17 protein-coding genes and 1 pseudogene are annotated in these 22,155 nt (G+C 55.8%); 14 read left to right on the top strand and 4 right to left on the bottom strand.

Annotated elements, in window-relative coordinates; genetic code table 11:
• Positions 1-110: 110 nt before the first annotated feature.
• From csrD to tldD, 8 genes and pseudogenes are all read left to right on the top strand, one after another.
• Positions 111-2,051 carry an RNase E specificity factor CsrD gene (gene csrD, locus SK62_RS01615; protein WP_032669091.1) on the top strand — a complete coding sequence of 647 codons (1,941 nt, stop codon included), beginning with the start codon at positions 111-113 and terminating at the stop codon, positions 2,049-2,051.
• Positions 2,052-2,333: 282 nt separating this feature from the next.
• A complete protein-coding gene (gene mreB, locus SK62_RS01620) occupies positions 2,334-3,377 on the top strand; it encodes a rod shape-determining protein MreB (RefSeq protein WP_000913396.1) in 1,044 nt (347 codons plus the stop codon).
• 62 nt (positions 3,378-3,439) lie between these two features.
• Positions 3,440-4,456, top strand: a complete 1,017-nt coding sequence (gene mreC / locus SK62_RS01625; RefSeq protein WP_047719148.1) for a rod shape-determining protein MreC — start codon at positions 3,440-3,442, stop codon at positions 4,454-4,456.
• Entirely contained in the window at positions 4,456-4,944 is a 489-nt protein-coding gene (gene mreD / locus SK62_RS01630) for a rod shape-determining protein MreD (protein WP_003860402.1), read from the top strand. The genes mreC and mreD overlap by 1 nt, the downstream gene beginning before the upstream one ends.
• 9 nt (positions 4,945-4,953) lie before the next feature.
• Positions 4,954-5,547, top strand: coding sequence for a Maf family protein (locus SK62_RS01635; protein WP_003860403.1), 594 nt, complete (start codon positions 4,954-4,956; stop codon positions 5,545-5,547).
• Positions 5,537-7,006 carry a ribonuclease G gene (gene rng, locus SK62_RS01640; RefSeq protein WP_003860405.1) on the top strand — a complete coding sequence of 490 codons (1,470 nt, stop codon included), beginning with the start codon at positions 5,537-5,539 and terminating at the stop codon, positions 7,004-7,006. Before SK62_RS01635 ends, rng begins: the two co-directional genes overlap by 11 nt.
• A gap of 42 nt (positions 7,007-7,048) precedes the next feature.
• Positions 7,049-10,856, top strand: a pseudogene (gene yhdP / locus SK62_RS01645) (AsmA2 domain-containing protein YhdP).
• A gap of 83 nt (positions 10,857-10,939) precedes the next feature.
• Positions 10,940-12,385: a metalloprotease TldD gene (gene tldD / locus SK62_RS01650; protein WP_047719145.1), complete on the top strand. Its 1,446-nt coding sequence runs from the start codon at positions 10,940-10,942 to the stop codon at positions 12,383-12,385.
• 49 nt (positions 12,386-12,434) lie between these two features.
• Here tldD and aaeR read toward each other — a convergent pair whose 3' ends face one another.
• Positions 12,435-13,361 carry an HTH-type transcriptional activator AaeR gene (gene aaeR / locus SK62_RS01655; RefSeq protein WP_003860415.1) on the bottom strand — a complete coding sequence of 309 codons (927 nt, stop codon included), beginning with the start codon at positions 13,359-13,361 and terminating at the stop codon, positions 12,435-12,437.
• A 179-nt stretch (positions 13,362-13,540) separates the two neighbouring features.
• Between aaeR and aaeX the strand changes: the two genes are divergently transcribed.
• The 5 genes from aaeX (at position 13,541) to SK62_RS01680 (ending at position 18,516) form a co-directional block, all read left to right on the top strand.
• On the top strand, positions 13,541-13,744 hold the full coding sequence (aaeX, locus tag SK62_RS01660; protein WP_003860416.1) for a p-hydroxybenzoic acid efflux pump operon protein AaeX: 204 nt from the start codon (positions 13,541-13,543) through the stop codon (positions 13,742-13,744).
• 7 nt (positions 13,745-13,751) lie between these two features.
• A complete protein-coding gene (aaeA, locus tag SK62_RS01665) occupies positions 13,752-14,684 on the top strand; it encodes a p-hydroxybenzoic acid efflux pump subunit AaeA (protein ID WP_017382713.1) in 933 nt (310 codons plus the stop codon).
• A gap of 5 nt (positions 14,685-14,689) precedes the next feature.
• On the top strand, positions 14,690-16,657 hold the full coding sequence (gene aaeB, locus SK62_RS01670) for a p-hydroxybenzoic acid efflux pump subunit AaeB (RefSeq protein ID WP_003860418.1): 1,968 nt from the start codon (positions 14,690-14,692) through the stop codon (positions 16,655-16,657).
• 86 nt (positions 16,658-16,743) lie between these two features.
• Entirely contained in the window at positions 16,744-18,198 is a 1,455-nt protein-coding gene (locus tag SK62_RS01675) for an NAD-dependent succinate-semialdehyde dehydrogenase (RefSeq protein WP_048249258.1), read from the top strand.
• A gap of 45 nt (positions 18,199-18,243) precedes the next feature.
• Positions 18,244-18,516 carry a barstar family protein gene (locus SK62_RS01680; RefSeq protein WP_003860424.1) on the top strand — a complete coding sequence of 91 codons (273 nt, stop codon included), beginning with the start codon at positions 18,244-18,246 and terminating at the stop codon, positions 18,514-18,516.
• Between the two features lie 59 nt (positions 18,517-18,575).
• Here the strand turns inward: SK62_RS01680 and yhcN are convergent, their stop codons facing one another.
• Together yhcN and argR are read right to left on the bottom strand one after the other, a co-directional pair.
• A complete protein-coding gene (yhcN, locus tag SK62_RS01685) occupies positions 18,576-18,839 on the bottom strand; it encodes a peroxide/acid stress response protein YhcN (RefSeq protein WP_006812160.1) in 264 nt (87 codons plus the stop codon).
• A 378-nt stretch (positions 18,840-19,217) separates the two neighbouring features.
• Positions 19,218-19,688 (bottom strand): transcriptional regulator ArgR, encoded by a 471-nt coding sequence (argR, locus tag SK62_RS01690; RefSeq protein WP_003860428.1) that lies wholly within the window; start codon positions 19,686-19,688, stop codon positions 19,218-19,220.
• 397 nt (positions 19,689-20,085) lie between these two features.
• On the opposite strand from argR, the gene mdh reads away from it, so the two are divergent.
• Positions 20,086-21,024 (top strand): malate dehydrogenase, encoded by a 939-nt coding sequence (mdh, locus tag SK62_RS01695; protein ID WP_003860429.1) that lies wholly within the window; start codon positions 20,086-20,088, stop codon positions 21,022-21,024.
• A gap of 51 nt (positions 21,025-21,075) precedes the next feature.
• Here the strand turns inward: mdh and degS are convergent, their stop codons facing one another.
• Complete coding sequence (gene degS / locus SK62_RS01700; protein ID WP_003860430.1) at positions 21,076-22,143, bottom strand: outer membrane-stress sensor serine endopeptidase DegS; 1,068 nt, start codon at positions 22,141-22,143, stop codon at positions 21,076-21,078.
• Positions 22,144-22,155 lie beyond the last annotated feature (12 nt).

Below are 22,155 nucleotides of genomic sequence, written 5' to 3' on the forward strand. Positions count from 1 at the left end.
GATTTAACGCAATAAATTGCCAGATACGCCAGGTTTGGTAGTATGCCGCATTTGAAATGCAAGTTAGTGCTCACTTGCACCCCCCTTCAACCCACGGAGTAATCTCAAGGATGCGATTAACGACGAAGTTCTCAGCTTTTATCACCTTGCTGACGGGGCTGACCATATTTGTCACGCTAATCGGCTGCTCGCTGAGCTTTTACAATGCCATCCAGGATAAGCTGGTTAACCGGGTTGAATCGGTTGCATCGGTTATCGACACTCGCCTGATTGCAACCTCCTTCCCGGCGCTTTCGCGTGAGCTGGATGAGTTAATGGTGCCTGTGGATATCGTGCAGATCGACATTAAACAGGGGAAGCAGACCGTTTTCAGCCATACCCGCCAGGGCAGCTATCGTCCTGCCGGCACGGTAGATCAGTATCGGGACGTCACGGTTAATTCACTTAAACATCCGGGTATGACAATTCATCTGATGTACCAGGATCCGATGAGCAACTATTTACGCTCGCTTATGACCACCGCGCCCTTAACCATCGCCGTTGCCTTTATCGTACTGCTGATTTTCCTCGCCGTTCGCTGGCAGCGTCGTCAACTTTCCGGCCAGGAGCTGCTGGAAACACGCTCCGTGCGGATACTGAATGGCGAACGGGGTCCACAGGTGCGGGGATCGGTTTATGAATGGCCATCACGCACCAGTAGCGCCCTGGACGTGTTGCTCTCCGAAATCCAGTTTGCCAGCGATCAGCGTAGCCGTATGGACACATTGATTCGCTCTTACGCCGCGCAGGATAACAAAACGGGCCTCAACAACCGTCTTTTCTTTGATAATCAGCTGGCTACCCTTCTTGATGACCCCGAAAAGGTGGGTACGCATGGCGTGGTAATGATGATTCGCCTGCCCGACTTCGATCTGCTCCGTGATACCTGGGGTCAGCGCGTGGCGGAAGAGAACCTCTTTACGCTGATTAACCTGCTGTCCACCTTTATTATGCGCTACCCCGGCGCGTTACTGGCACGCTACCACCGCAGCGACTTTGCCGTCTTGCTGCCGCATCGCACCTTAAAGGAGTCCGAGAGTATCGCCAGCCAGCTGCTGAAAGCCGTCGATGCGCTGCCCCAGAGCAAAATGCTCGACAGAGACGATATGGTGCATATGGGCATCTGTGCCTGGCGCGGCGGTCAGTCGACGGAGCAGGTGATGGAACATGCGGAAGCGGCCACGCGTAACGCCGTATTGCAGGGGGCGAACGGCTGGGCAGTCTATGATGATACGCTGCCGGAGAAAGGGCGCGGCAACGTGCGCTGGCGAACCCTGATTGAACAGATGCTTAGCCGGGGCGGACCGCGCATCTATCAAAAACCGGCGGTCATGAAGAATGGTCATGTTCATCATCGTGAGCTGATGTGCCGTATTTTTGATGGCACAGAAGAGGTTATCTCCGCGGAATATCTGCCCATGGTGTTGCAATTCGGATTGTCCGAAGAGTATGACCGTCAGCAAATCACCCGTCTCATTCCGTTTTTATCGTACTGGCCTGAAGAAAATCTGGCTTTACAGGTGACCGTCGAATCGCTGATCCGTCCGCGTTTCCAGCGCTGGTTACGTGACACGTTAATGCAATGCGAAAAATCGCAACGCAAACGCATTATTTTTGAACTTGCAGAGGCAGATGTAGGTCAACACATCAGCCGGTTGCGCCCGGTAGTGCGTTTAATCAATGCGCTTGGGGCTCGCGTGGCGGTAACCCAGGCGGGTTTGACGCTGGTGAGCACCCGCTGGATCAAAGAGCTGGATGTTGAATTATTGAAGCTGCATCCGGGTCTGGTAAGGAATATTGAAAAACGCACGGAAAACCAGCTGCTGGTACAAAGCCTGGTGGAAGCGTGCAAAGGAACGCAAACGCAAGTATTTGCCACAGGCGTACGTTCACGTAGTGAATGGCAGATGTTGACAGAGCGCGGCGTGACGGGCGGTCAGGGGGATTTTTTTGCCGCCTCTCAGCCGCTTGACACCAATGTGAAAAAATATTTGCAAAGATACTCTGTTTGACCTGCCGTTTACTTTGTTTTCACGTAGAATATCGCGCCTGTAGCTTTGAGTAAGACGAGCATAAAAGCCAGTGAACGACCTTTAGTGGGTTACAAGTGAAAGTGAGGGACGCTGCTGTTTACTCAGCCCTGAGGGATTCAGGGGATGAATTTGTAACAAAGGAAACGTGCTGCACTAATTTTCACCGTAGCAGACGATTTTTGCGCCTTGTCGCTGCTGCGTGTGGTTGGTAAAGTAAGCGGATTTTGTTTTCCGCCCCAGCTTTCAGGATTATCCCTTAGTATGTTGAAAAAATTTCGTGGCATGTTTTCCAATGACCTGTCCATTGACCTGGGTACCGCGAATACCCTTATTTATGTAAAAGGACAAGGCATCGTATTGAATGAGCCTTCCGTTGTGGCCATTCGTCAGGATCGTGCCGGCTCGCCAAAAAGCGTGGCCGCAGTAGGTCATGATGCGAAGCAGATGCTGGGCCGTACGCCGGGCAACATCGCCGCGATCCGCCCTATGAAAGACGGCGTTATTGCTGACTTCTTCGTGACCGAAAAAATGCTTCAGCACTTCATCAAGCAGGTTCACAGCAACAGCTTCATGCGCCCAAGCCCGCGCGTGCTGGTGTGTGTGCCGGTTGGCGCAACCCAGGTTGAACGCCGTGCGATCCGTGAATCCGCTCAGGGTGCCGGTGCGCGTGAAGTGTTCCTGATTGAAGAACCGATGGCTGCGGCAATTGGTGCGGGTCTGCCGGTTTCTGAGGCTACCGGTTCTATGGTGGTGGATATCGGTGGCGGTACCACTGAAGTGGCCGTTATCTCCCTGAACGGTGTGGTGTACTCCTCTTCCGTGCGTATCGGCGGCGACCGTTTCGACGAAGCCATCATCAATTACGTTCGCCGTAACTACGGCTCTCTGATCGGTGAAGCAACCGCAGAGCGCATCAAGCATGAAATCGGTTCTGCCTATCCGGGTGATGAAGTACGCGAGATCGAAGTTCGCGGTCGTAACCTGGCTGAAGGCGTGCCACGCGGATTCACCCTGAACTCCAACGAAATCCTGGAAGCGTTGCAGGAGCCGCTGACCGGCATCGTGAGCGCGGTGATGGTTGCGCTGGAACAGTGCCCGCCAGAGCTGGCTTCCGATATCTCCGAGCGCGGTATGGTTCTGACCGGTGGTGGTGCGCTGCTGCGTAACCTCGACCGCCTGTTAATGGAAGAGACAGGTATTCCTGTCGTAGTTGCAGAAGATCCACTGACTTGCGTCGCCCGTGGTGGTGGCAAGGCGCTGGAAATGATCGACATGCACGGCGGCGACTTGTTTAGCGAAGAGTAGTCGGGTGTGAGAGGGTAGCAATTCGCTACCCTTTCTCTCTGACGCGAGAATACGCATAGCCTATGAAGCCAATTTTTAGCCGTGGCCCGTCGCTACAGTTTCGCCTGATCCTGGCGGTTCTGGTTGCGCTCGGGGTCATTATTGCCGATAGCCGCCTCGGTACGTTCAGCCAGATCCGAACGTACATGGATACCGCCGTCAGTCCTTTCTACTTTATTTCAAATGGTCCCCGTGAACTGCTCGACTCCGTGTCGCAAACGCTCTCATCGCGTGACCAGCTCGAACTCGAAAACCGTGCGTTACGCCAGGAACTGCTGCTGAAAAATAGCGAGCTGCTGATGCTGGGGCAATATAAGCAGGAAAACGCCCGTCTGCGCGAACTGCTTGGCTCGCCGCTGCGCCAGGATGAACAGAAAATGGTCACCCAGGTGATCTCCACCGTAAACGATCCGTACAGCGATCAGGTGGTGATTGATAAAGGCAGCGTGAACGGCGTATACGAAGGTCAGCCTGTCATCAGCGATAAGGGCGTCGTGGGCCAGGTTGTGGCGGTTGCCAAACTGACCAGCCGCGTGTTGCTGATTTGCGATGCCACCCATGCACTGCCGATTCAGGTGCTGCGTAACGATATTCGCGTGATTGCCGCCGGTAATGGCTGCACGGACGATCTGCAACTGGAACATCTGCCCGCCAACACGGATATCCGCGTGGGCGACGTGCTGGTGACGTCCGGTCTGGGCGGTCGTTTCCCTGAGGGCTACCCGGTTGCGGTTGTCTCTTCCGTGAAGCTCGACACTCAGCGTGCCTACACCGTGATTCAGGCGCGTCCAACGGCCGGCTTGCAGCGTTTGCGCTACCTGTTGCTGCTGTGGGGCGCCGATCGTAACGGCGCTAACCCGATGTCCCCGGAAGATGTGCATCGCGTGGCCAACGAACGCCTGATGCAGATGATGCCGCAGGTGTTGCCTGCGCCGGATGCGATGGGACCACCTGCACCCGTACCGGCTCCGGCGACGGGGTTAACGCAGCCGCTGCCGGATGCGCCCCCATCGCCGCAAGTCTCGGGTGGAGGGCAGTAGTGGCCAGTTATCGTAGCCAGGGGCGCTGGGTAATCTGGCTCTCATTCCTCGTTGCACTGTTGCTGCAAATTATGCCCTGGCCGGACGACATTCTTGTTTTCCGGCCAAACTGGGTATTGCTCATTTTGCTCTACTGGATCCTTGCCCTGCCGCACCGCGTAAATGTCGGCACAGGTTTTGTGATGGGTGCCATACTGGATCTTATCAGTGGCTCTACGCTTGGCGTCCGCGCCTTATCCATGAGCATTATTGCGTATCTCGTCGCACTCAAATTCCAGCTCTTTCGTAACCTTGCGCTCTGGCAACAGGCGCTGGTAGTGATGTTGTTGTCGCTCGCTGCGGATATCGTTGTTTTCTGGGCAGAGTTTTTAGTGATCAACGTCTCTTTCCGACCGGAAGTGTTCTGGAGTAGTGTAGTAAACGGTGTGCTCTGGCCGTGGCTGTTCCTGCTGATGCGTAAAATTCGCCAGCAGTTTGCCGTGCAATAAAAGGTTTCTATGACGTCTTTGTATCTTGCCTCCGGTTCTCCGCGTCGCCAGGAACTGCTCGCGCAGTTGGGTGTCTCCTTCGAACGCATCGTTACCGGTATCGAAGAAAAACGTGCTGAGGGTGAAAGCGCTCAGCAGTATGTCTCTCGTCTGGCGCGTGAAAAAGCGCAGGCGGGCGTTGCATGCGTGCCGCGTGACTTACCGGTGCTGGGTGCGGATACCATCGTCATTCTCAATGGTGAGGTGCTTGAGAAACCCCGCGACGCAGACCATGCGGCGCGGATGCTGCGTAATATGTCCGGACAAACCCATCAGGTGATGACGGCGGTAGCGCTGGCAGACAGTCAGTACGTTCTGGATTGCCTTGTGGTAACGGAAGTGACGTTCAGAGTCCTCACCGACGAGGAGATCGCCGGCTATATCGCCAGCGGTGAACCTATGGATAAAGCAGGTGCATACGGTATTCAAGGGTTGGGTGGCTGTTTTGTCAGGAAGATAAATGGCAGCTATCACGCCGTAGTCGGCTTACCGCTGGTGGAAACGTATGAGTTGCTGAGCAATTTTAACTCACTGCGTGAGGGAAGGGATAATTATGACGGCTGAATTGTTGGTAAACGTAACGCCATCGGAAACCCGTGTGGCCTACATTGATGGTGGCATTCTCCAGGAAATTCATATTGAGCGTGAAGCGCGACGCGGAATCGTAGGCAATATCTACAAAGGTCGTGTCAGTCGTGTCCTGCCGGGTATGCAGGCGGCTTTTGTAGATATTGGGCTCGATAAGGCGGCGTTTTTACATGCCTCCGATATCATGCCGCACACCGAATGTGTGGCAGGCGAAGAGCAAAAGCAATTTGCCGTGCGCGACATCTCTGAGCTGGTGCGTCAGGGCCAGGATCTGATGGTACAGGTGGTAAAAGATCCGCTTGGCACCAAAGGCGCGCGTCTGACCACCGACATCACCCTGCCTTCACGCTATCTGGTCTTTATGCCGGGGGCGTCGCACGTCGGCGTGTCACAGCGCATTGAGAGCGAAAGCGAGCGTGAGCGCCTGAAAAAGGTGGTCAGCGCCTACTGCGACGAGCAGGGCGGGTTTATTATCCGTACCGCGGCGGAAGGGATCAGCGAAGAAGATCTGGCCTCGGATGCGGCCTATCTGAAGCGCGTCTGGACCAAAGTGATGGAGCGTAAAAAACGCAACCAGACCCGCTACCGGCTGTACGGTGAGCTGGCGCTCGCTCAGCGCGTATTACGTGATTTCGCCGACGCCCAGCTTGACCGCATCCGCGTGGACTCCCGTCTGACGTACGAAGCCTTACTGGAGTTCACCGCCGAGTACATCCCGGAAATGCCGGGGCTGCTGGAGCATTACACCGGACGCCAGCCGATATTTGACCTCTATGACGTTGAAAACGAAATCCAGCGTGCGCTGGAGCGTAAGGTTGAGCTGAAATCGGGTGGCTATCTGATCATCGATCAAACCGAAGCGATGACCACCGTCGACATCAACACCGGCGCGTTTGTCGGCCATCGCAACCTCGATGACACCATCTTCAACACCAACATAGAAGCGACGCAGGCCATCGCGCGTCAGCTTCGTCTGCGTAATCTGGGCGGCATTATCATCATCGACTTTATCGATATGAACAATGAAGATCACCGCCGTCGCGTGCTGCACTCACTGGAGCAGGCGCTGAGTAAGGACCGCGTGAAAACCAGCATCAATGGCTTCTCGCAGCTCGGTCTGGTGGAAATGACCCGGAAACGGACCCGCGAAAGCGTGGAACATGTCCTGTGTAATGAGTGTCCAACCTGCCATGGACGCGGAACGGTAAAGACGGTGGAGACGGTCTGCTACGAGATCATGCGTGAGATTGTCCGTGTCCATCATGCCTACGACTCAGACCGTTTTCTGGTCTATGCTTCCCCTGCGGTGGCGGAGGCCCTGAAAGGGGAAGAGTCGCACGCGCTGGCAGAAGTGGAAATCTTTGTCGGCAAACAGGTAAAAGTGCAAATTGAGCCGCTCTATAACCAGGAGCAGTTTGACGTCGTCATGATGTAAACGCAGTTCGCTGCGAGATTTAAGGCTGACAAGGAGAGACGCGTGAGGCGATTGCCGGGGATTTTACTGCTTACAGGGGCAACGCTGGTCGTGATTGTCGCGTTGCTCGTGAGCGGGCTGCGTCTCGCCTTGCCGCATCTGGACAGCTGGCGGCCGCAGATCCTGGCAAAAATCGAATCCGCCACCGGCCTGCCGGTGGACGTGAGTCATATCGAGGCAAGCTGGCAGAACTTTGGCCCGACGCTTGATGCGCGGGATATCAGCGCCAGCCTGAAAGATGGCGGCCACCTCAAAATCAAACGCGTCACCCTGGCGCTGGATGTCTGGCAAAGCCTGCTGCATTTGCGCTGGCAGTTTCGCGATCTCACCTTCTGGCAACTACAGCTGATGACTAACACGCCGCTGCGAAGCGGCGACAGCGATCGGGGGCTGGAAACCAGCCGTATCAGCGATCTGTTCCTGCGGCAGTTCGATCATTTCGATCTGCGCGACAGCGAAGTGAGCTTTATTACTCTTTCCGGCCAGCGCGCTGAGCTGGCGATCCCACAGCTGACCTGGTTAAACGGGAAAGATCGCCACCGCGCCGAGGGGCAGGTGAATCTCTCCAGCCTGAACGGGCAGCACGGCGTTATGCAGGTGCGGATGGATCTGCGTGACGACAATGGCCTGCTGAACAACGGCAGGGTGTGGCTACAGGCGGACGACGTGGACGTGAAGCCGTGGCTCGGTGAGTGGTTACAGCAGAACATGCAGCTGGAGACCGCGCGCTTCAGCCTGGAAGGCTGGATGACCCTGACGAACGGGACGTTCGCCAGCGGCGATATCTGGCTTAAGCAGGGAGGCGCGAGCTGGAAAGGGGAAAACCATCAGCATCAACTTTCCGTCGATAACCTCACCGCACACGTGACGCAGGATAAAGGCGGCTGGCAGTTCGCTATACCGGATACGCGCATCTCCATGGATAACAAACCCTGGCCGCGCGGCGCGCTGACGCTGGCGTGGATGCCGGAGCAGGACGTCGGCGGGATAAACGGTAAACGCAGCGACGAGCTGCGTATCCGCGCCAGTAACCTGGATCTGACGGCGATCGAAGGGCTGCGTTCAATGGCCGCAAAACTCTCCCCGGAGCTGGGCGAAATCTGGCTGGCGACGCAGCCGAGCGGGCAGATAAACCGGCTGGCGCTGGATATTCCGCTCCAGGCTACGGAAAAGACGCGTTTTCAGGCGGCATGGAAAAATCTCGCATGGAAACAGTGGAAACTGCTGCCGGGTGCCGAGCACTTCAGCGGTAAACTGGAAGGAAGCGTGGAAAACGGCAGGCTGACGGCAGAAATGCAGGACGCGAAAATGCCGTACGAAACGGTCTTCCGTGCGCCACTGGAGATCGAAAAGGGAAATGCCACCCTCAACTGGCTGAAGAATGACAAAGGTTTTCAGCTTGATGGCCGCGATATCGATGTGAAAGCCAAAGCGGTACATGCCCGCGGTAATTTCCGTTATCTACAGCCTGAAGGCGATGAGCCGTGGTTGGGTATTCTGGCGGGCATCAGCACGGATGACGGTTCGCAGGCGTGGCGCTACTTCCCGGAAAACCTGATGGGGAAAGCGCTGGTGGACTATCTCAGCGGCGCTATTCAGGGCGGCCAGGCGGATAACGCCACGCTGGTCTACGGCGGCAACCCGCACCTGTTCCCGTATAAGCACAACGAAGGCCAGTTCCAGGTTCTGGTGCCTCTACGCAACGCCACCTATGCCTTCCAGCCGGACTGGCCGGCGCTGAAGAATCTGGATATTGAACTCAACTTCCTGAATGACGGCCTGTGGATGAAGACGGACAGCGTTGCGCTGGGCGGCGTAACGGCAAGCAACCTGACGGCAAACATCCCGGATTACTCCAAAGAGAAACTGCTGATTGATGCGGATATTAAGGGGCCAGGTAAAGCGGTTGGCCCGTACTTTGAAGATACGCCGCTGAAAGACTCCTTGGCAGCCACCCTTCAGCAGTTGCAGTTAGATGGCGATGTGAATGCTCGCTTACATCTGGATATCCCGCTGGACGGTGAAATGACCACCGCCAAAGGCGACGTTAGCCTTAATAACAACAGCCTCTATATCAAGCCGCTGGACAGCACGCTGAAAAACCTCAGCGGTCAGTTCAGCTTTGTTAACGGCACGCTGGAAAGTGAGCCGCTGAAAGCGACCTGGTTCAATCAACCCGTCAATATCGATTTCTCCACCACCGAGGGCGATAAAGCCTACCAGGTGGCGGTCAATATGGACGCGAACTGGCAGCCGTCACGCATGGATGTTCTGCCGAAGCCGATTGAGAATGCGGTGGACGGCGCGGTGTCATGGAATGGCAAGGTCGCCATCGACCTGCCTTATCATGCCGGTGCGCGCTATAACGTCGACATTACGGGCGATCTGAAAAACCTCAGCAGCCAACTTCCCGCGCCGCTGAATAAGAAAAGCGGTGAAGCATTGCCCGTCAATGTTAAGGTTGCGGGCAACCTTAACAGCTTCGATTTAACCGGAAACGCTGGTGGAACAAACCACTTCAACAGCCGCTGGCTGCTTAACCGCAAGCTGACGCTCGACAGAGCGATCTGGACGACGGACAGCCGTACCACGCCGCCGCTGCCGGAGCAGGCGGGCGTTGAACTGAATCTCCCGCCGATGGATGGCGCAGAGTGGCTGGCACTGTTCCAGAAAGGTGTCGGGCAAAACGTCGACCAAACGGCGCAGTTCCCGCAGTCCATTACCTTGCGCACGCCTGCGCTGACGCTGGGCGGGCAGCAGTGGAACAACCTGAGTATTGTCTCCCGGCCGACGGTAAACGGCTCAAAGGTCGAGGCGCAGGGGCGTGAGATTAACGGTTCGTTGACCATGCGCGATCACGCGCCATGGCAGGCGGCTATCCGTTATCTCTATTACAATCCGACCTTTACGGCGTCTAAAGCAGAGTCGACAAGCGCTTCTCCTGTCAGTGGCAGTGGGACGTCGCGCGTGGATTTCAGCGGCTGGCCCGATCTCCAGTTGCGCTGTGCGGAATGCTGGCTGTGGGGGGCAAAAATATGGCCGTATCGACGGTGATTTTGCTATTCAGGGCAATACGCTGAGCCTCTCTGGTGGGCTGGTGGATACCGGCTTTGGCCGCATGACTGCCGCTGGCGAATGGGTGAACAAACCGGGTGAACAGCGCACCTCGCTGAAAGGCGATATTAAAGGCAACAAGCTGGACGCCGCAGCTAACTTCTTCGGCATTAGCACGCCGCTTCGCGGATCGTCCTTCGATGTGAATTACGATCTGCACTGGCGCGCAGCGCCATGGACACCCGATGAAGCTTCGCTTAACGGCATCCTGAAAACCCACTTCGGTAAGGGTGAGATTGCCGATGTGAGCACGGGGCGCGCCGGGCAGATCCTGCGTCTGCTGAGTTTTGACGCGCTGCTGCGCAAGCTGCGCTTCGACTTTAGCGACACCTTCAGCGAAGGTTTCTACTACGATTCCATTCGCAGCACGGCGTGGATCAAAGACGGCGTTCTGCACACCGACGACACGCTGGTGGACGGCCTGGAAGCGGATATCGCGATGAAAGGGTCAGTGGATCTCGTGCGCCGCGAGCTGGATATGGAAGCCGTGGTGGCGCCGGAGATTTCCGCAAGCGTGGGCGTTGCGGCAGCCTTTGTGGTCAATCCGATCGTCGGGGCGGCGGTGTTTGCGGCCAGTAAAGTGCTGGGACCGCTCTGGAGCAAAGTCTCGATTCTGCGCTATCGCATTACCGGGCCGGTTGATAAACCACAGATTAATGAGGTGCTGCGCCAGCCGCGCAAAGAAGCACAGCAATGATTTGACGTGGGCAGGTAATTGCCTCACTCTCAATAAATACGATCTTTATACCGCCACTGGCGGCAACGAACGAGTAGCAATAGATGAGTCTGAACCTGGTAAGTGAACATTTGCTCGCAGCGAACGGCCTGAGCCATCAGGACCTGTTCTCCATTCTTGGTCAACTGACCGAACGCCGCCTCGACTACGGCGATCTCTATTTCCAGTCGAGCTATCACGAATCCTGGGTTTTAGAAGACAGTATCATTAAAGATGGCTCTTATAACATTGACCAGGGCGTCGGCGTGCGCGCCGTCAGCGGCGAAAAAACCGGTTTTGCCTATGCAGACCAGGTAAGCCTGGCCGCGCTGGAGCAGAGCGCGCAGGCGGCGCGAACCATTGTGCGCGATACGGGCGACGGACGGGTGAAAACGCTGGGTGAAGTGCAGCACGCTGCGCTCTATACCAGCATCGACCCGCTGCAAAGCATGAGCCGCGAAGAGAAGCTGGACATCCTTCGTCGCGTGGACAAAGTGGCTCGCGCGGCGGATAAACGCGTGCAGGAAGTCTCTGCCAGCCTGACCGGTGTTTATGAACTGATCCTGGTGGCGGCGACGGACGGTACCCTGGCGGCGGATGTTCGCCCGCTGGTGCGTCTCTCTATCAGCGTGCAGGTTGAAGACGACGGCAAGCGCGAGCGCGGCTCCAGCGGTGGCGGCGGTCGTTTTGGTTATGACTGGTTCCTGGGTGATGTCGACGGCGAAGCCCGCGCGGATGCATGGGCAAAAGAAGCCGTGCGCATGGCGCTGGTCAACCTGTCTGCCGTGGCTGCACCCGCCGGTACGTTGCCGGTGGTACTGGGCGCAGGCTGGCCGGGCGTGCTGCTGCACGAAGCGGTCGGTCACGGCCTGGAAGGTGATTTCAACCGTCGCGGGACGTCCGTATTCAGCGGTCAGATGGGGCAGCTTGTCTCCTCAGAGCTGTGTACCGTGGTGGATGATGGCACCATGCTCGACCGTCGCGGCTCGATTTCTATCGACGATGAAGGTACGCCGGGTCAGTACAACGTGCTGATCGAAAACGGCGTACTGAAAGGCTACATGCAGGACAAGCTTAACGCGCGCCTGATGGGCGTTGCGCCGACGGGTAACGGCCGTCGTGAATCCTACGCACATCTGCCGATGCCGCGCATGACCAATACTTACATGCTGCCGGGCCAGTCCACGCCGCAGGAGATTATCGAATCCGTTGATTACGGTATCTTTGCGCCAAACTTTGGCGGCGGTCAGGTGGATATCACCTCCGGCAAATTTGTCTTCTCTACCTCAGAGGCGTATCTGATTGAGAAGGGCAAAGTGACCAAAGCGGTGAAGGGCGCAACCCTGATTGGCTCCGGCATTGAGGCCATGCAGCAGATTTCCATGGTCGGTAACGACCTGAAACTGGATAACGGCGTGGGCGTTTGCGGCAAAGAGGGCCAGAGCCTGCCTGTGGGCGTCGGTCAGCCTACGCTGAAAGTGGATAATCTGACGGTGGGCGGCACGGCGTAAATTTTCCCCCGCACCCTAACCCTCTCCCCAACGGGGAGAGGGGAAAAGCCTACTCTTTCCTTCTACCTCGCATGCCCTGAAACAGCTCCGCCACTTCGACAAAATAGTCCGTCAGATAGTTAATACAGACCTGCACCTTCAGCGGCAGCTTATCCTTTTCGGTATAGAGCGCGTACACCGGACGCGGATCGGACTGGTAGCGCGGAAAGAGGATCTCCAGCACGCCGCTGTTGATCTCGTTGATCACCCACATCAGCGGTACGTAGGCGATCCCGGCCCCGGCCACCAGCCAGCGTGAGATGGTCATCGGATCGTTGGTGACGAAGCGGCCTTCAGGCAGCAGTTTAGTGGAAAGCCCTTCCGGCGCGATCAGTTCAAATTCGTTATCTGGCCGAACGCTGTATTCCAGCCACGAGTGGTTGCTCAGGTCGGCAGGTTTTTCCGGCACGCCATACTGTGCCAGATAGCTTTTCGACGCGCAGACCACCATCGGCATGCTGCCCAGTCGACGCGAGAACAGGCTCGAGTCCTGCAACGCGCCAACGCGGATCACCACGTCTAACCCATCGGCAATCAGGTCCGGTGCCGGAATGCCCGTTACCAGATTAACGGTTAAACCGGGATACTCTTTAAGCATTTCCGCCGTCATGGCAGCGAGAACATTTTGTGCCATAGTTGAAGAACACCCGATACGCAGCGTGCCGATAGGCGTGTTGTTAAAGGCATAGAGCTGCTCGTGAACATCCTGCACCTCATGCAGCATTCGACGGCAGCCCTGATAGTAAATTTTACCCGCTTCCGTCAGCCCGATGCTGCGGGTGCTGCGGTTGAGCAGCTTCACCTGGAGCTCATCTTCCAGTTTTGACACTGTCTGGCTAATGGATGAGACGCTCATTTGTAGCTGACGTGCTGCGGCGGTAAAAGAGCCTTGCTCAACCACTTTCGCAAAGACGGACATGCGTTTTAGACGTTCCATTATTCACTCTGGCTTAAAAGTGATTTAGATCACATATGATAGATAACAGCATAACAGTTACGTTAATATATTATTAATTACATAACGGCTGCGCCACTCTCGCCCGGCAATTCTTGCTCTCCTGCGGCGGCGCGAGCTTAAAAATCCAGTAACCTGCACTCTCTTTAATCAAGGTCAACATGAGTCTGTTTCCCGTTATCGTGGTGTTCGGTTTGTCGTTCCCACCGATATTTTTCGAGCTTCTTTTATCACTGGCGATCTTCTGGCTGGTGCGCAAGGTGCTGGTCCCTACCGGGATTTATGATTTCGTCTGGCATCCTGCATTGTTCAATACCGCGCTGTATTGCTGCCTGTTCTATTTAATATCGCGCATGTTTGTCTGAGGTTGATGTGAAAACGCTAACAAGAAAAATCTCCCGCACTGCCATCACTATGGCGCTGGTCATCCTGGCGTTCATCGCTATTTTTCGCGCCTGGGTTTATTACACCGAATCCCCGTGGACGCGCGATGCGCGTTTTAGCGCGGAGGTGGTCGCGATAGCGCCCGATGTCGCCGGTCTCATTACGGCGGTCAACGTCCACGATAACCAACTGGTGAAAAAAGATCAGGTGCTGTTCACTATCGACCAGCCGCGCTATCAAAAAGCGCTGGAAGAAGCGGAAGCCGACGTGGCGTATTACAACGCGCTGGCCGCTGAAAAACGCCGTGAAGCAGGTCGCCGTAACAAGCTGGGCATCCAGGCTATGTCCCGGGAAGAGATTGACCAGTCTAATAACGTGCTGCAAACCGTGCTGCATCAGCTGGCAAAAGCGCAGGCGACGCGCGATCTGGCGAAGCTCGATCTGGAACGTACCGTTATCCGCGCGCCGTCCGATGGCTGGGTGACCAACCTCAACGTCTATGCGGGTGAGTTTATCACGCGCGGCTCAACTGCCGTGGCGCTGGTGAAACAGAACTCCTTCTACGTCCTCGCCTATATGGAAGAAACCAAGCTGGAAGGCGTGCGTCCGGGCTATCGCGCCGAAATCACGCCGCTCGGCAGCAACCGGGTCCTGAAGGGAACCGTGGACAGCGTGGCCGCGGGGGTGACCAACTCCAGCAGTACCAATGATACAAAAGGGATGGCGACCGTCGATTCTAACCTCGAGTGGGTTCGCCTGGCGCAGCGCGTACCGGTACGCATTCGTCTGGATGAGCAGCAGAGCAACCTCTGGCCCGCAGGCACCACCGCGACGGTGGTGATCACGGGTGAAAAAGACCGTGATGCCAGCCAGGATTCTATCTTCCGTCAAATCGCCCATCGCCTGCGCGAGTTTGGTTGATCGCTATGGGCATTTTTTCCATCGCCAGCCAGCACATCCGCTTCGCCGTGAAGCTGGCATGCGCCATTGTGCTGGCGCTGTTTGTTGGCTTCCATTTCCAGCTTGAAACGCCGCGCTGGGCCGTTCTGACCGCCGCGATCGTCGCCGCGGGTCCAGCCTTCGCGGCGGGTGGCGAACCTTACTCCGGGGCAATTCGCTATCGCGGGATGCTGCGTATTATCGGCACCTTTATCGGCTGTATCGCCGCCCTGACCATTATCATCCTGATGATCCGCACGCCGCTGCTGATGCTGATTGTGTGCTGTATCTGGGCGGGTTTTTGCACCTGGGTCTCTTCGCTGGTGAAGGTGGAGAACTCGTACGCCTGGGGTCTGGCGGGGTATACCGCGCTGATTATTATCATCACCATTCAGAGTGAACCGCTGCTTGCTCCGCAGTTCGCCGTGGAACGTTGTAGCGAGATTGTCATTGGTATCGTCTGCGCGATTGTCGCAGATCTGCTCTTCTCTCCGCGATCCATCAAGCAGGAAGTCGATCGTGAGCTGGACGCGCTGATTGTTGCTCAGTACCAGCTTATGCAGCTGTGCATTAAGCACGGCGACAGCGAAGAGGTCGACAAGGCCTGGAGCGCGCTGGTGCGCCGCACGCAGGCGCTGGAAGGGATGCGCAGTAATCTCAACATGGAGTCTTCCCGCTGGGAGCGGGCCAATCGTCGTCTGAAAGCGATCAATACCGTCTCGTTAACGCTGATCACCCAGGCGTGTGAAACCTACCTGATTCAGAACACCCGCCCCGAAGTGGTAACGGATACTTTCCGCGAACTGTTTGATGAGCCCGTGGAGACGGTGCAGGACGTGCATCGACAGCTTAAACGCATGCGTCGTGTGATTGCCTGGACAGGAGAACGGGATACGCCAGTCACCATTTATACCTGGGTTGGCGCCGCAACGCGCTACCTGCTCCTGAAACGCGGCGTGATTAGCAACACCAAAATCAGTGCGGCGGAAGAAGAGGTGTTACAGGGCGAAGTGGTGATCAAACCGGAGTCCGCCGAGCGCCACCATGCGATGGTTAACTTCTGGCGTACCACCCTGGCCTGTATACTCGGCACGCTGTTCTGGCTGTGGACCGGCTGGACGTCCGGCAGCGGCGCGATGGTGATGATTGCCGTCGTCACCGCGCTGGCGATGCGTCTGCCCAACCCGCGCATGGTCGCGATCGATTTTCTGTATGGCACCATTGCGGCGTTACCCATTGGTGCGCTCTACTTCCTGGTGATTATTCCCTCGACGCAGCAAAGCATGCTTTTGCTCTGCATCAGCCTGGCGGTGATGGCGTTCTTTATCGGGATTGAGGTACAAAAACGCCGTCTGGGATCGTTGGGTGCGCTGGCGAGCACGATTAACATCATCGTGCTGGATAACCCGATGACCTTCCATTTCAGCCAGTTCCTGGATAGCGCATTAGGTCAGCTGGTGGGCTGTTTCCTGGCGATGATGGTGATCCTGCTGGTGCGGGATAACTCTCAGGCGCGGACAGGGCGTGTGCTGCTGAATCAGTTTGTGTCGGCCGCCGTATCGTCATTGACTACCAACACCGCGCGGCGCAAGGAGAACCACCTGCCGGCGCTCTATCAACAGCTGTTCCTGTTGCTGAATAAATTCCCGGGCGATGTCGCCCGCTTCCGCCTGGCGTTAACCATGATTATCGCGCACCAGCGTCTGCGGAACGCGCCAGTGCCGATCAATGATGATTTGTCCGCTTTCCACCGCCAGCTACGGCGAACGGCGGACCATGTGATATCGGCATCGAGTGATGACAAACGTCGCCGCTACTTTAAGCAACTGCTGGAGGAGCTGGATATCTACCAGGAGAAACTGCGGATCTGGGAAGCGCCGCCGCAGGTTACCGAGCCGGTAGAGCGGCTGGTGTTTATGCTGCACCGCTACCAGAATGCGCTGACAGACAGCTAACGAAGAGAAAACCGACGCCAAAAGCGTCGGTTTTTTTGTGGCTATACTTATTCTTGCAGGTTCAAACATTCAGGAAGGGAGGACACATGACAACCCAGGCTCTTCAGGACAGTATCCTTTTTCAGACCGGGTATCTGGTTAACGGTATCTGGAAAACACTCGACACCACGTTTGATGTGCTAAACCCGGCCACGGGCGAGGTGGTCGCGAAAGTGGCGAAAGCAGGGAAAGCCGAAACCGAAGAGGCCATTGCGGCCGCGACGAAGGCCTTTCCCGCATGGCGCGCAAAAACGGCAAAAGAGCGCTCCACGATCCTCTATCGCTGGTATGAACTGATTATCGAGAATAAAAGCTGGCTCGGGCGACTGATGACTACCGAGCAGGGCAAGCCGCTGAAAGAGGCTGAAGGTGAGGTGGACTACGCTGCCAGCTTCATTCAGTGGTTTGCCGAGCAGGCCAAGTGCGCCAACGGTGAAATCATTCCTCCGGTTAAACCCGGCTCCCGTATTCTGGCCACTCGTGAACCTGTCGGGGTGGTTGCTGCTATCACGCCATGGAATTTCCCGATGGCCATGCTCACCCGTAAGCTCGGCCCGGCGCTGGCAGCAGGATGTACCGGCGTCATCAAGCCTGCAAACAACACGCCGCTGAGCGCCTTTGCGCTGCTGACGCTGGCGAAGCAGGCCGGTGTGCCGGATGGTGTGCTGAATGCGGTCGCGGGGAGCACCTCAGAAATTAGTGACGCCATTATGGCCAGCCATGACGTGCGCAAAATCTCGTTTACCGGATCAACCGCCGTCGGGAAAACGCTGGTTCGCAATTCCGCAGAGACCATGAAAAAGGTATCGATGGAGCTGGGCGGTAATGCGCCATATATCGTTTTCGAGGACGCGGATATTGAGGCCGCCGTCAAAGGCGCGATCGCCAATAAGTTCCGTAACGCCGGGCAGGTCTGCGTCAGCGTAAACCGTTTCTATATTCAGGAGACGGTCTATGACAAGTTTGTCAATCAACTTGCCGATGCGGTGAAGGCGCTGAAGGTGGGTAACGGTCTGGACGAGGGCGTCGTTGTCGGCCCGCTGATTGAGCCTTCGGCTGTCGAAAAAGTCCGTGAGCACGTCGAAGATGCGGTAGCGAAGGGCGCCACGGTGCTGGCTGGGGGTAAACCGCACGAACTTGGCGGCAACTTCTGGATGCCAACCGTACTCGGTGACTGCCATGAAGGCATGAAGCTGGCAGAAGAGGAGACCTTTGGTCCCGTTGCCGCCTGCTTCCGCTTCACGTCGGAAGACGAAGTGGTTATGCGCGCTAACAATACGCCTTACGGGCTGGCAGCCTACTTTTATACCCAGAATCTCTCGCGCGTGTTCCGCGTCTCGCAGGCCATTGAGAGCGGCATGATCGGAATTAATGAATGTGCGGTCTCGACCGAGCTGGGTCCGTTTGGGGGCGTAAAAGAGTCCGGGCTGGGCCGCGAAGGGTCCGTGCTGGGGCTGGAGGAGTTTCTGGAAGTCAAAACCCTGCATATCGGGGGATTATAATAGACAGGGCGGCATTTGCCGCCCGCCTGTACCGGGTGGCTGGCAATGAAAATTTATACCTTTGATTTTGACGAAATTGAGAGTCAGGAAGACTTCTATCGCGAGTTTATTCGGGCGTTCGACCTGGAGCGGGGCAGCGTAAGCAATCTTGATATGCTGTGGGATGTGGTTACCGGCGATCGTCTGCCGTTACCGCTGGAAATCGAATTTACCCATCTGCCTGAAAAACTACGCAGACGCTTTGGTGCATTGATTTTATTGTTTGATGAAGCGGAGGAGGAGCTGGAAGGGCAACTGCGTTTCAACGTGCGCCAGTGATAAAAAAGCCCCTGACCGGGAGGTCAGGGGCAAGTCGTATGATGAGATACGACGAGGGTTTATTTGTACAGTTCTGCGGTAGCGTGCCAGTGGTCGCCACTGCGCGCTTCGATGATGCGATAGGATGACGCACCCTGTTCTTCCGCTTTTTTGTTCAGCATTTCGTGCATGTCCATCGGAGACGTACCGATGGCGCCAACAGAAACAGTCCCGATAGCCTGACGGGATTGTGCCTGTTCAGCATTGATGGTGTCGGCTGCAAACGCACCGAATGACAGGACTGACAGTACGCTCAGGGCAGCTACAGTGGTTTTAATTTTCATGATTATTTACCTCGTCAATTATTTTACTGGGGTCTTTGTTCTGTGACCCTCATCACAAAATCAAGTATACACTAATCACGCAAAAAATTAATACCAGACTAATGGTTTCGTCTGTTATTACGCGTTAAAAAATTCATTTTTTATAACGAGAATGCATAAAAAAGGGCGTCACAATGCGAGGTTTGTGGTTTTTTCTTATGTAAATCAAAGGCGTATGGTAATTTGATTTTTTGTGCGATTTTGCGGCAGATCATTCACTGAATGAATGTTAACAGGCGGTAAAAAGCACTATTTGCAAAAGTAGCAGGCAGAGAAAAGCAGGGTAAAACGCGGTAAAAGCAGAATGATCCCCGCAGCCAGGCGCTACGGGGCAGACAATTACAGCTCCTGTTCGAACAGGACCAGAATCGCTTCGTAGAGGTCTTTCACCGAGAAACCATTTGCCGGGGTGGTAAAAATGGTGTCATCGCCGGCGATGGTCCCGAGGATCCCCTCTGCTTTACCCAGCGAGTCCAGCAGGCGGGCAATCAGCTGGGCTGCGCCCGGGCTGGTGTGGATCACGACCACGGCATCGTTATAGTCGATGTCCAGAACCAGGTTTTTCAGCGGGCTGGAGGTCGTTGGCACGCCAAGTTCAGCAGGCAGGCAATAAACCATTTCCATTTTGGCGTTGCGCGTACGCACCGCACCAAACTTGGTTAACATGCGAGAGACCTTCGACTGGTTGATGTTGTCGAAGCCTTGTTCCTGCAACGCCTGAACAATTTCTCCCTGAGAACTGAATTTCTCTTCTTTGAGTAGCGCTTTAAACGCCTTCACTAATTCTTCTTGCTTAGACGAGCTTCGCATAAGTCACCCGGAATATGACGATAGAAACAACATTATTATGCATGTGGATGAATTTTTATGCAAATTATCTACCTGGCACCAGGCTGAAATAATGTTATGAAAGGGAGAGATTTTATCAGATTTCGTTATCGGAAAACATGCCTGGGTCACGCCGCGCAAATAAGCTTAAAAGTAAATTAAATGTTATCAAAATGATGTTGTTTTGGTGGCGTGGCAGGGTGTATTGTAACCCCCTCTTAATTCGTTGTTGCCTGCATCCCGATAGTATTCAGGTGAAGGCGAAAGACGTGCGACCTCAAATTCTTTAGCGATGAAAATTGTAATTAATGACGTGCTGAATTATGGTCGCCGCAACGGAGTTACAGATACTTAAGTTAACCATAATAAGGAGTTTAGGATGAAAGTCGCAGTCCTCGGCGCTGCTGGTGGTATCGGCCAGGCGCTTGCCCTACTACTGAAAACCCAACTGCCTTCAGGCTCAGAACTCTCCCTGTACGATATTGCTCCGGTAACCCCAGGTGTGGCGGTTGACCTGAGCCACATCCCGACAGCTGTGAAAATCAAAGGCTTCTCCGGTGAAGATGCGCGTCCTGCGTTGCAGGGTGCCGACGTGGTGCTGATCTCCGCGGGTGTTGCGCGTAAACCGGGTATGGATCGTTCAGACCTGTTCAACGTCAACGCGGGCATCGTGAAAAACCTGGTTCAGCAGATTGCTGAAACCTGCCCGAAAGCGTGCATCGGGATCATCACCAACCCGGTGAACACCACCGTTGCTATCGCAGCAGAAGTGCTGAAGAAAGCGGGCGTTTACGACAAGAACAAACTGTTCGGCGTAACTACGCTGGATATCATCCGCTCCAATACCTTCGTGGCTGAGCTGAAAGGCAAGCAGCCAACGGAAGTGGAAGTGCCGGTTATCGGCGGTCATTCTGGCGTGACCATCCTGCCTCTGCTGTCGCAGATCCCGGGCGTGAGCTTCACCGAGCAGGAAGTGGCTGACCTGACCAAACGTATTCAGAACGCAGGCACCGAAGTGGTGGAAGCGAAGGCGGGTGGCGGTTCTGCAACCCTGTCTATGGGCCAGGCGGCGGCACGTTTCGGCCTGTCTCTGGTTCGCGCGTTGCAGGGCGAAAAAGGCGTTGTTGAATGCGCCTATGTTGAAGGCGACGGTGAACACGCGCGCTTCTTCTCTCAGCCGCTGCTGCTGGGTAAAAACGGTGTTGAAGAGCGTAAGTCTATCGGCACGCTGAGCGCGTTTGAGCAAAACGCGATGGAAGGCATGCTGGATACGCTGAAGAAAGACATTACGCTGGGCGAAGAATTCGTTAACAAGTGATCTTATCCCGGTAAAAAAAACGGAGCGTTAAGCTCCGTTTTTTTATGCCCGTCAGTTAGTGGCCGGGTATTCCTGGATGGTGACCTGAATCGTCAGCTTCTTGTCATTACGCATGACTTCAACAGGGATGATGGAGCCCGGGCGAATCTCAGCCACCTGGTCCATGGTTTCCAGCGCAGAGACCGCTGGCGTACCGTTGACGGAAAGGATAACGTCGTTCACCTGGATACCTGCGTTGGCCGCCGGGCCGCCAGGCGCCACTTCGTTGACCACAATCCCCTGGATCTGATCGATACCACCGCCCTGCGTATGCATCGGCGCGATTTCACGCCCGCCAATACCGATGTAGCCACGGATCACGCGGCCATCACGGATCAGCTTGTCCATGATCTTGGTCGCCAGCTGGAACGGAATGGCAAAGCCAATCCCTTCCGGCGTTTCGCCGTCGTTGCTCTTGTCGAACGAGAGGGTGTTAATGCCCATCAGTTCGCCGAGAGAGTTCACCAGCGCACCGCCGGAGTTACCGTGGTTGATTGAGGCATCGGTTTGCAGGAAGTTCTGCCGCCCTGACGGGTTCAGGCCGATTCGACCGGTCGCGCTGATGATCCCCTGAGTGATGGTCTGGCCCAGGTTGTACGGGTTACCGATCGCCAGCACCACATCGCCGATGTGCGGGGTGCGTTTGCGATTAATCGGGATTGTCGGCAGACCGCCTGTGGCGTTGATCTTCAGCACCGCCAGGTCGGTAAGGCTGTCCGACCCCACCAGCAGGGCTTCAAACACGCGGCCATCCTGTAAGGCGACGATAATCTGGTCGGCATCGTTAATGACGTGTTTATTGGTGATGATGTAGCCCCGGTCATCCATGATCACACCGGAACCGAGCGTGCGGATCTCCAGCTGGTTATGAGCGGAACTGTTAAGCCCGCGGTTATAGACGTTAACCACGGCGGGGGCGGCACGGCGTACCGCCTGATTGTACGTTGCAGGCGTTTCATCCGTGCTGTCGAACTGAGGAGCCGACAGTTTGTTGAACTGGCGTAAAGATGGCATAGCCACCAGCAGCAGACCGGCAACGATCAAACCAATGACAATTGAACGAAAGAGCTTTAAAAGCATGATGCGTGTGTC

It is taken from the genome of Enterobacter sp. BIDMC109 (assembly GCF_001037885.1).
GTDB classification, from domain to species: domain Bacteria; phylum Pseudomonadota; class Gammaproteobacteria; order Enterobacterales; family Enterobacteriaceae; genus Enterobacter; species Enterobacter hormaechei_C.